The sequence below is a fragment of the uncultured Dokdonia sp. genome, assembly GCF_947492815.1.
Classification (GTDB): Bacteria; Bacteroidota; Bacteroidia; order Flavobacteriales; family Flavobacteriaceae; genus Dokdonia.
The window spans coordinates 1-8,354 of record NZ_CANLOB010000051.1; the positions used below are offsets into that span (position 1 = coordinate 1).

General features: G+C 37.1%; 3 protein-coding genes. 2 read left to right on the forward strand and 1 reads right to left on the reverse strand.

The window, feature by feature from the left end; all coding sequences use genetic code 11:
- Nucleotides 1-375: 375 nt before the first annotated feature.
- Nucleotides 376-1,770 carry a hypothetical protein gene (locus Q1A01_RS23275; RefSeq protein ID WP_299685873.1) on the forward strand — a complete coding sequence of 465 codons (1,395 nt, stop codon included), beginning with the start codon at nucleotides 376-378 and terminating at the stop codon, nucleotides 1,768-1,770.
- 376 nt (nucleotides 1,771-2,146) lie between these two features.
- On the opposite strand, the gene Q1A01_RS23280 is transcribed toward Q1A01_RS23275, so the two are convergent.
- Entirely contained in the window at nucleotides 2,147-4,681 is a 2,535-nt protein-coding gene (locus Q1A01_RS23280; protein WP_299685876.1) for a COR domain-containing protein, read from the reverse strand.
- Nucleotides 4,682-4,949: 268 nt separating this feature from the next.
- Between Q1A01_RS23280 and Q1A01_RS23285 the strand changes: the two genes are divergently transcribed.
- Entirely contained in the window at nucleotides 4,950-8,288 is a 3,339-nt protein-coding gene (locus tag Q1A01_RS23285) for an amidohydrolase family protein (RefSeq protein WP_299685879.1), read from the forward strand.
- Nucleotides 8,289-8,354 lie beyond the last annotated feature (66 nt).

An 8,354-nucleotide genomic window follows, 5' to 3' on the forward strand; every position in this document is an offset into this window, starting at 1 on the left:
TCAAAGCTTAGACGGGTTAGCACCTAATAAATTTAATCAAAACTGTCAACGAATTAGGTAACCTTTACAGAAATGACTACACATTGTCAAACTGAGCTTGTCGAAGTTTTTCTTATCAAGAGCCCTTCGACAAGAGGTTAATGACAATAGACTTATGTTAGTCATCTTTCAGGTAACTTAGTTTATGTCACTGTTTATGAGCTATCAAAAACTCATACCATAAAACTTCGTTCTCATTCTAAAGATTAAGCGTCTCATGCTATTTTCTCTCTGAACTTTAAAATCAATTTCGATATTTAGATGAAGAAAATGATTGATATATAGCTATTTATATAGCTGTAATCTCTTTATTACGAACCACTAAAACATGACCCCATGTCAACAACAAAACCTTTAAGTAGGCAATACCTACTAGCGCCAGGCGTTAAAATCAAAAGTGCAACAATAACCAATCAAGCTGCAGGTTACTTCTCTTTAACAGAAGATGGCACACACGTAAATAGTGTAGAAGCTACTGGTGGCAGCAATAGCGTCGCTCCAACAGCTGTTACGTTTTATGTGTACAATACAGAACCTTACTCTACTGCCCATGTGGAGATAGAATATTACCATGATATACCTCATCCAAAAAGTACCGAACTAAAGACAGCTTCTTTTACCATCACTTTTAAACTATCCGGAACCACCTATTGGGAACAACAAGGTTCAACTATTCTTCCTGCCTCTGGAAATAGTGGTACCTTACCTATAGTACCGCCTACAGGTAATACAGGAGCTGGTCCTGAAACATTAAATAAACAGATGGTATACTTGCTCGATGTGAGCACAACCGGTAATATGCTTTTTAGAGGAAACTCTCCTTTAGCAGGACATGATCAACCTATTGATTTTACAACCCTACATAATTATATGAAGGAGCAATATGAGTTTCAAGCCAAAGGTGTGACTACTTATAAACCGTTTCCCAATATCGGAGAATATGTTTTATGCGAAGTAGCGCTCTTAAGTGAAGCTTCAGAAACCTATGAAATAGCCTCTAGTATTGGATCCTATGGTAGTCAGAGTACTCAAGAAGCAATACAAAAACAAATTAAAGCAGGCACCAATGTAAAAGAGATCATAGATAATAATCTCCCGAATTCTACAACGTCATATCCTGCCGATCCTTTAACAACACCTACCGCCATAAAAGATGGTAGCATCTATGCACACATGTATCTCTGGCAAGTACAACCTGGTGAAGACAATTATGATCTTGCGCATGCGAAGCAATTGTATAAAATGGTACATACACAACAAAACTTTAAAGTACCATATACAGAAGTAACCTTACCTGTGGTGTATTATGTCCATTGCTGTAATGGTCATGATCGTACTGGCATTATTTCTTCTATCTATATGATAGAAAAAAGCAATAAAGCAAATCAAGCAACCAACTCTGATGTTGACCTAACTGAGCAATACATACGAGGAACTACGCTTAATGTATTGACTGCAAATCAAAACGGACCACAACTATATACAAATTGTACGTATTACAACGGTCCTAATAAAGGTAAAAATGCACCTAACAAATCGCGTTGCTTTTTAATACATGCTGCAGACAACCCAAATTTCGTGTATCGAAAAACGGTAGAAGATGCTTATAATACCATTAAAGCTAATGATACCGCTTCCGCGAAAACCATAAATAGTGATGCCGAACAAGGTAGTGCAGCAACTGCTGTATATGTCATGGATGATCCATCTGTAGTACCACCTACGAGTTAACGTTTTTAATGTATTACAGTAAAAAGACCTCTAACTATGGATAGTTAGAGGTCTTTTGGTTTGTATTCGTCATTCTGAATTCATTTCAGAATCTCATAGTATGCATCCATTTGTCAGGATGAGCTTGTCGAAGTCCGTATATAAAAACGTATAAAGTCATTTCGACAGAACGAAGCATGAGTGACGAGAAATCGCATAATAGTAAGCCGTTATGAAATCAAAATCGAAGTTGAGCTGCTTGTGCGATTTCTCGGCGCTACGCTTTGTCGAAATGACTATTCTTTTGTCATTCTGAATTCAGTTCAGAATCTCATAATGTGAGTTATCAGTGTAATGAGAAGCTGAAACAAGTTCAGCTTGACATATCAAAATATTTTTAGGACTGAGTCATTTGTTCTATCCACGGACTTACTTTTTCATACGTTTCCATTATTCCTTTTACAAGTGCCTTCCCGTTCTTTAAAAGTTTAACCGCTTGATGTAAAGTAGATTTCTCATCATTTAGATTGGTAATAGTTCGCTTTAAACGATTCCAAACGCCTTTTTTCTTAATTTGATCAGGCTCTGTTTCATTCTCAACTTTTTCTAATGCTTTAGCCGCAATTTCAAGTTCTTTGGCAACTTCATTTTGTCCATTGGCTTCTAGTTCAAAGGCTAGTTCGTTCAAATTGCCTTGCAAAGAAATATTACAATCTTTAAAATTAAACGTATTAATTTGTGTATTTGCATGATCACCTGTATTTACGGTTTGGGGATTATTTATAAAATTAATGGTTTGATTATGCGGAATACCAAAATGTTCTAAGATTTTCTTTATATCAATATTCTGATCTGAAATTGGATCATAATGATTTAGACCTCTGTCTTTATACGATAATATGAGTTGTTCTGCCAACCAATTTTCTTTAGGTTTACTAAAATGCTCTGGTAATTCAGTGTATGCTTTAAGGTGTGATTCATCTCCAAAAGGTGTCACATTATATTGCAATTCAGGTCTCTTACTTTTATACCCGTTAAAAATTTCATTTAACGTTTCTCGAAGTTGACTAATATATTCCGTCTTCGTAGGTCCTTTGACAGAGACATCAATGGCACGATCCCATTCACGTATTAAAGCTATATTACCATTACTGTCTTCTAAAATCACGCCATAACGCCATACTAAATAGATATTTCTTTGCTTTTTAATCTGATCACTATGTTTCACAATAAAACGAGAAATGGTATGTGGCGGTAGTGCCTGATCTGCTTTATACTTTAGCATTAAACTATCATCCAATTGAAAACTAGGAAGTCTATCTGGTTGATCTTCTTTTAATAAATGAGGTATAATTAAACGTTTTCCTTTGTCAGTCTGATACGCTAGTTCATAATTTAAAATTAAATCAAACAAAAATCCATACTGTGCAGCAGGATAACGTTCTTTTTCTTCTGCAAAAACTCTCTTAAAATCAGCTAATGCAATTTCATAAGTTTTTTGGTTATGTACCCAATTGATAATTTGATATACCCCATCACTAATCCATTCGGGATTTAAAATTAAAGTATTGTACTGTTCCATACCTTTATACCATAGACTTACCCCTAAAGCATGTAAATCATCTAATAGACGATCTGGATTATCTATTTGATGTTTATCCGCTATAGTATCAAAGGCTTCTTTTGTAATTTGCTCTTGTGTTTTTCCATCTTTATTGTTAGCAAAACATTTTTCTAACTCTTCTTTTACCTTATAATAACTCTTTGGAATTTGCTGATTTTCCCATGACGGATTGGTAATAATATAATCAGATACATATTTTCGAAATTTTTTAAATTTCCGTGTATCTTTTGCTACATTTAAATAAAAAACTTCTGCAATTGCATAGTGTTCTTTTAAACGATTAATCGGAATTTCATTATGATGTGTATCACGTTCATTCACTAAAATAACTGCTTCAGAATCCCCTCCATAATTCTTCATATGATCTAACCAATATTCTAAACGACTCGTATCTTCGGTACGACCATTATAGACTAAAATATAAAGACATCGTTCAGAAAGAAAAAATTGATGTACCGCATGTGTCACCGTATGTCCTGCAAAATCCCAGATATTCACATTCATATTTTCTTTTAGAAGTTTCCAAGTAGATGTATCAACCCCTGGTGTACTTTCTCCTGGAGTAGTCATAGCGGCCGCAGGTTCTATCAATTTCTTTGCCACACAGGTTTTTCCAGCACCTTTATCCCCTAAAATTAAAATTCGAGCTTCATTAAGACGTTTACCTCCTCCTTTAAGGATGTCTTCCATATAATGTCCCACAGCAGCAGCACCTTTTTGTTTTATGGAATTAGGAATGTTGATACGTTGTTTAATTTCCTCTAAATCACATTGAAAATTATTCTCAAATAACTTAGTATACCAAGTTGCCCAATAATGACAATCATTATCAAGTAAAGCCTTTATAAAATTAACCCAAATAACATCATAAAAATCTACTTCGAGAATAGGGTTCTTAGCAATTTTAATTGCACTAATATCTTCCAGAATTTGTAATTTTAATTCCATATCAATACTAATCAAAACAGCTGCTGCGCGAGCAACATCATTTCGTGCAGCATTAAAAGCTACAAGGGTAGCAATACTAGCATTTACATAGAGTGAATCATCGATATCGAGGCTAGGATTTATAGCATCAATACTCACTTCATTAGCATCCCCAAAATAAAATATACTAAGATCTAAATTATTTAAAACAATATTTAGATTCTTTTGTCGGTCTTTTTCTTTCCAATAGTTAAAATGTCCTTTACTCCCTAAGTATGGTACCGCTCTTACTGCACAACGCCACCCAAATGCTACTTGTTCTTCTCTTGAGAAATCTTCGATTTCTTCTTCAACTTTCTTTATAAAAAGTTTTATGTTCATAATACAATTTATTCTTAATATCGATATAAAGCAAATTACTAATTATCATTAAATTAACAAGTTACAATTAATTAAAAACTAAATCTTTTTAAAGATCATTATCAGTTTCTCCTTAACACCTCTTTAACACTCCTACCCTACCCAATTCCGTACCTTAGAAACTTATTAGTTCCTAATTTAAAATGAACGGTACTTAGCGTGATATTCCCTCATTTTTATTTCTTCCAGAAGGAGAAATGATATCGTAAAGTTCATTCATTTTTATATCATGAAAGTAACCATAATGACCAAAAAATTCATCATTGCCTGTATGGCATTAGCACTTGCAATTCCGGCAACGGCACAAAAGAAAAAGAAGAAAAACAAAAAAGATAAGGACAAAAAAGAAGCCAAATGGGATGTCGCCAATCCCGGAGAGGATTTTAACTACCAACCACATTCCTTTACCACAGATGAAGGAACTTGGATGAATCTAGATGTCAGTCCTGATGGAAAAACTATTGTGTTTGATCTCATGGGAGATATTTATACCATGCCTATTACAGGTGGGAAAGCCAACCCACTTCGCACAGGAATTCCCTTTGAAGTTCAACCTCGATTCTCTCCAGACGGAACGAAAATCTCTTTTACAAGTGATGCTGGCGGAGGTGATAATATCTGGGTAATGAATGCAGATGGTAGTAATGCCAAACAAGTCACTAAAGAAAACTTTCGATTGCTCAATAATGCCACTTGGACAGCCGATGGGCAATACCTCATTGCACGTAAGCACTTTACCTCTGGGCGTTCCTTAGGCGCTGGCGAAATGTGGCAGTATCATCATACGGGTGGTAGTGGTTTGCAACTCACCAAACGTAAAAACGATCAGCAAGATGTAAATGAGCCTTCGGTTTCGCCCGATGGAAAATATTTATACTATAGTGAAGATGTTTATCCAGGGGGATTCTTCCAGTACAACAAAGATCCGAACAAGCAGATTTATGTGATTCAACGCTATCATTTTGAGGATGGAAAAATCCAAACCCTCACCAATGGTCCTGGAGGTGCTGCACGCCCTACAGTGTCACCTGACGGGAAATTGTTAGCATTTATCAAGCGTGTTCGCACCAAATCAGTGTTATATATTCATGATTTAACAACCGGTGAAGAATGGCCTGTGTATGATGCCCTGAATAAAGACCAACAAGAGGCTTGGGCGATTTTTGGCGTGTATCCCAATTTTGATTGGATGCCTAATAACGAAGAACTCGTATTCTGGTCAGGTGGAAAAATCAATAAAGTCAATATCAAGAATTATAATCATAGTGTGATTCCGTTTACAGCAGATGTAACGCTTCAAATTGCAGAAACAGTACATTTTAAATCGCCTGTCGCTCCCGAGGAGTTTGATGTGAAAGTGATCAGACATGCCACTACATCTCCTGATGGAAAAACAGTAGTGTTTAGTGCGCTTGGAAAATTATACAAAAAAGCTCTACCGAATGGAACGCCACAACGTATCACGGCTCAAAACGAAGATTTTGAGTTTGAACCTTCTTTTTCGGCAGATGGACAGCGATTGATTTATGTGACTTGGAATGATGAAAACTATGGAAGCATCCGCACGATTTCTATCAACGGTGGGACCTCACAGAAGCTTACGACAGAAAAAGGGATTTATAGGACTCCTGCTTTTTCACCTGCCGGGGCAGGCGCGAGAAACACCATCATCTATCGTAAAGAGTCACGCAACACAGATCAAGGATTGGCCTTTGCAAAAAAACCAGGGATTTATACCTTGACGCAAGGGCAACAGCCAAAACTCATTACGCAAAACGGAGAGTACCCTATGTATAGCGCCGATGGGAAGCGTATCTTTTTACAAACAGGAGGTACGTATTTTGGAAACCTTACCAAGAGTTTGATTTCTGTAAATCTTGAAGGAAAAGACGAGCGTACACACGTAACTTCAAAATATGCCAACAGATTAGTGCCGAGTCCAGATAATAAATGGATTGCCTATACCAATCTTCACAAGGCTTTTGTAGCGCCTTTAGTGATGAATGGGCAGAAAATTGATTTGGATAACAATTCAAAATATGTGCCTGTATCTCAAATTGCAAAAGATGCTGGTATCAATTTACATTGGTCACCAAACAGCCAGAAAGTAATGTGGACATTGGGGGATCAGTATTTCTCCAACGAACTTAAAAACAGATTTACATTCTTACCGGGATCACCAGAGAAAGTACCCGAAATGGATGTAACAGGAATTGCTATTTCGCTTAAAGCGAAAACAGATAAACCTTCAGGCGTTACTGCATTTACCAATGCACGTATCATCACCATGGAAGGAGATGAAGTGATTGAAAACGGAACAATTGTCATTACGGATAATAAAATCACAGCCATTGGTCAAAATGTAACAATTCCTGCAGATGCCAAAACGATTGATGTTTCAGGAAAGACCATTATGCCAGGAATGGTAGATGCACATGCCCACGTAGGGGCTTTCCGCTATGGATTACCTTCTCAAAAACATTGGCCATTTTATGCCAATCTTGCTTTTGGAGTCACGACCTCACATGACCCAAGTGCCAATACAGAGACGATTTTCACGTTAAGTGAACTTTTAAAAAGCGGTAATATGGTAGGGCCTCGCCTCTACTCTACGGGTTTTATCCTCTATGGAGCTGATGGGGATTTTAAAGCGGTAATTAATAACTTAGACGATGCCCGATCAGCGATCCGTCGTACAAAAGCATTTGGTGCAAAATCAGTAAAGAGTTACAACCAACCACGACGTGAGCAACGCCAGCAAGTGATGCAAGCGGCACGCGAATTAGGAATTAATGTCGTACCAGAAGGTGGATCTACATTCTATACCAATATGACCATGATTATGGACGGACATACAGGCGTAGAACATAATATTCCTGTAGCGCCTGTGTATAAAGATGTATTGGAATTATGGAGTGCGAGTGATACAGGGTATACACCAACACTTATTGTAAATTATGGAGGTGTGAATGGAGAATTCTATTTCTATCAAAATGATCAGGTGTGGGAGAATGAAAAGCTGTTAAAGTATACACCACGCACCTTAGTAGATTCCAGAGCGCGTCACCGTACCATGATACCTGATGAAGAATATCAAAATGGTCATATCTTAACGTCTGAAACGGTAACGGCATTAGCAAATAAAGGTGTAAAAGTGAATATGGGTGCACATGGGCAGTTACAAGGCCTTGGAGCGCATTGGGAAACGTGGATGTTACAACAAGGTGGGATGACCAATTTACAAGCACTACAAGCCGCTACAATTAACGGTGCTGAGTATATAGGTGCGGGTGATGAAATTGGTTCGTTGAAAGTAGGTAAACTTGCGGATTTGATTATCATTGATGGGAATCCTCTTGAGAATATTAGAGATACTGAAAATGTTACCCATACGATGGTAAATGGTCGTTTATATGACACATCAACTATGAATGAAATTGGAAATACTGCTAAAGAGCGTGGAGAATTCTGGTGGGAAAATACCAAGCAAAGCGAAGCATTCCCTTGGCATGAACAGAGTAATAGTTTTACTATTCCAGGATGCGGATGCCATGTAGGGCATCAGTAAAAGTACGAATGACAAAGTTGGAGGTACGAAGGTTGAAATGAAAAAGTTCAAATAGCATCCCCGGTG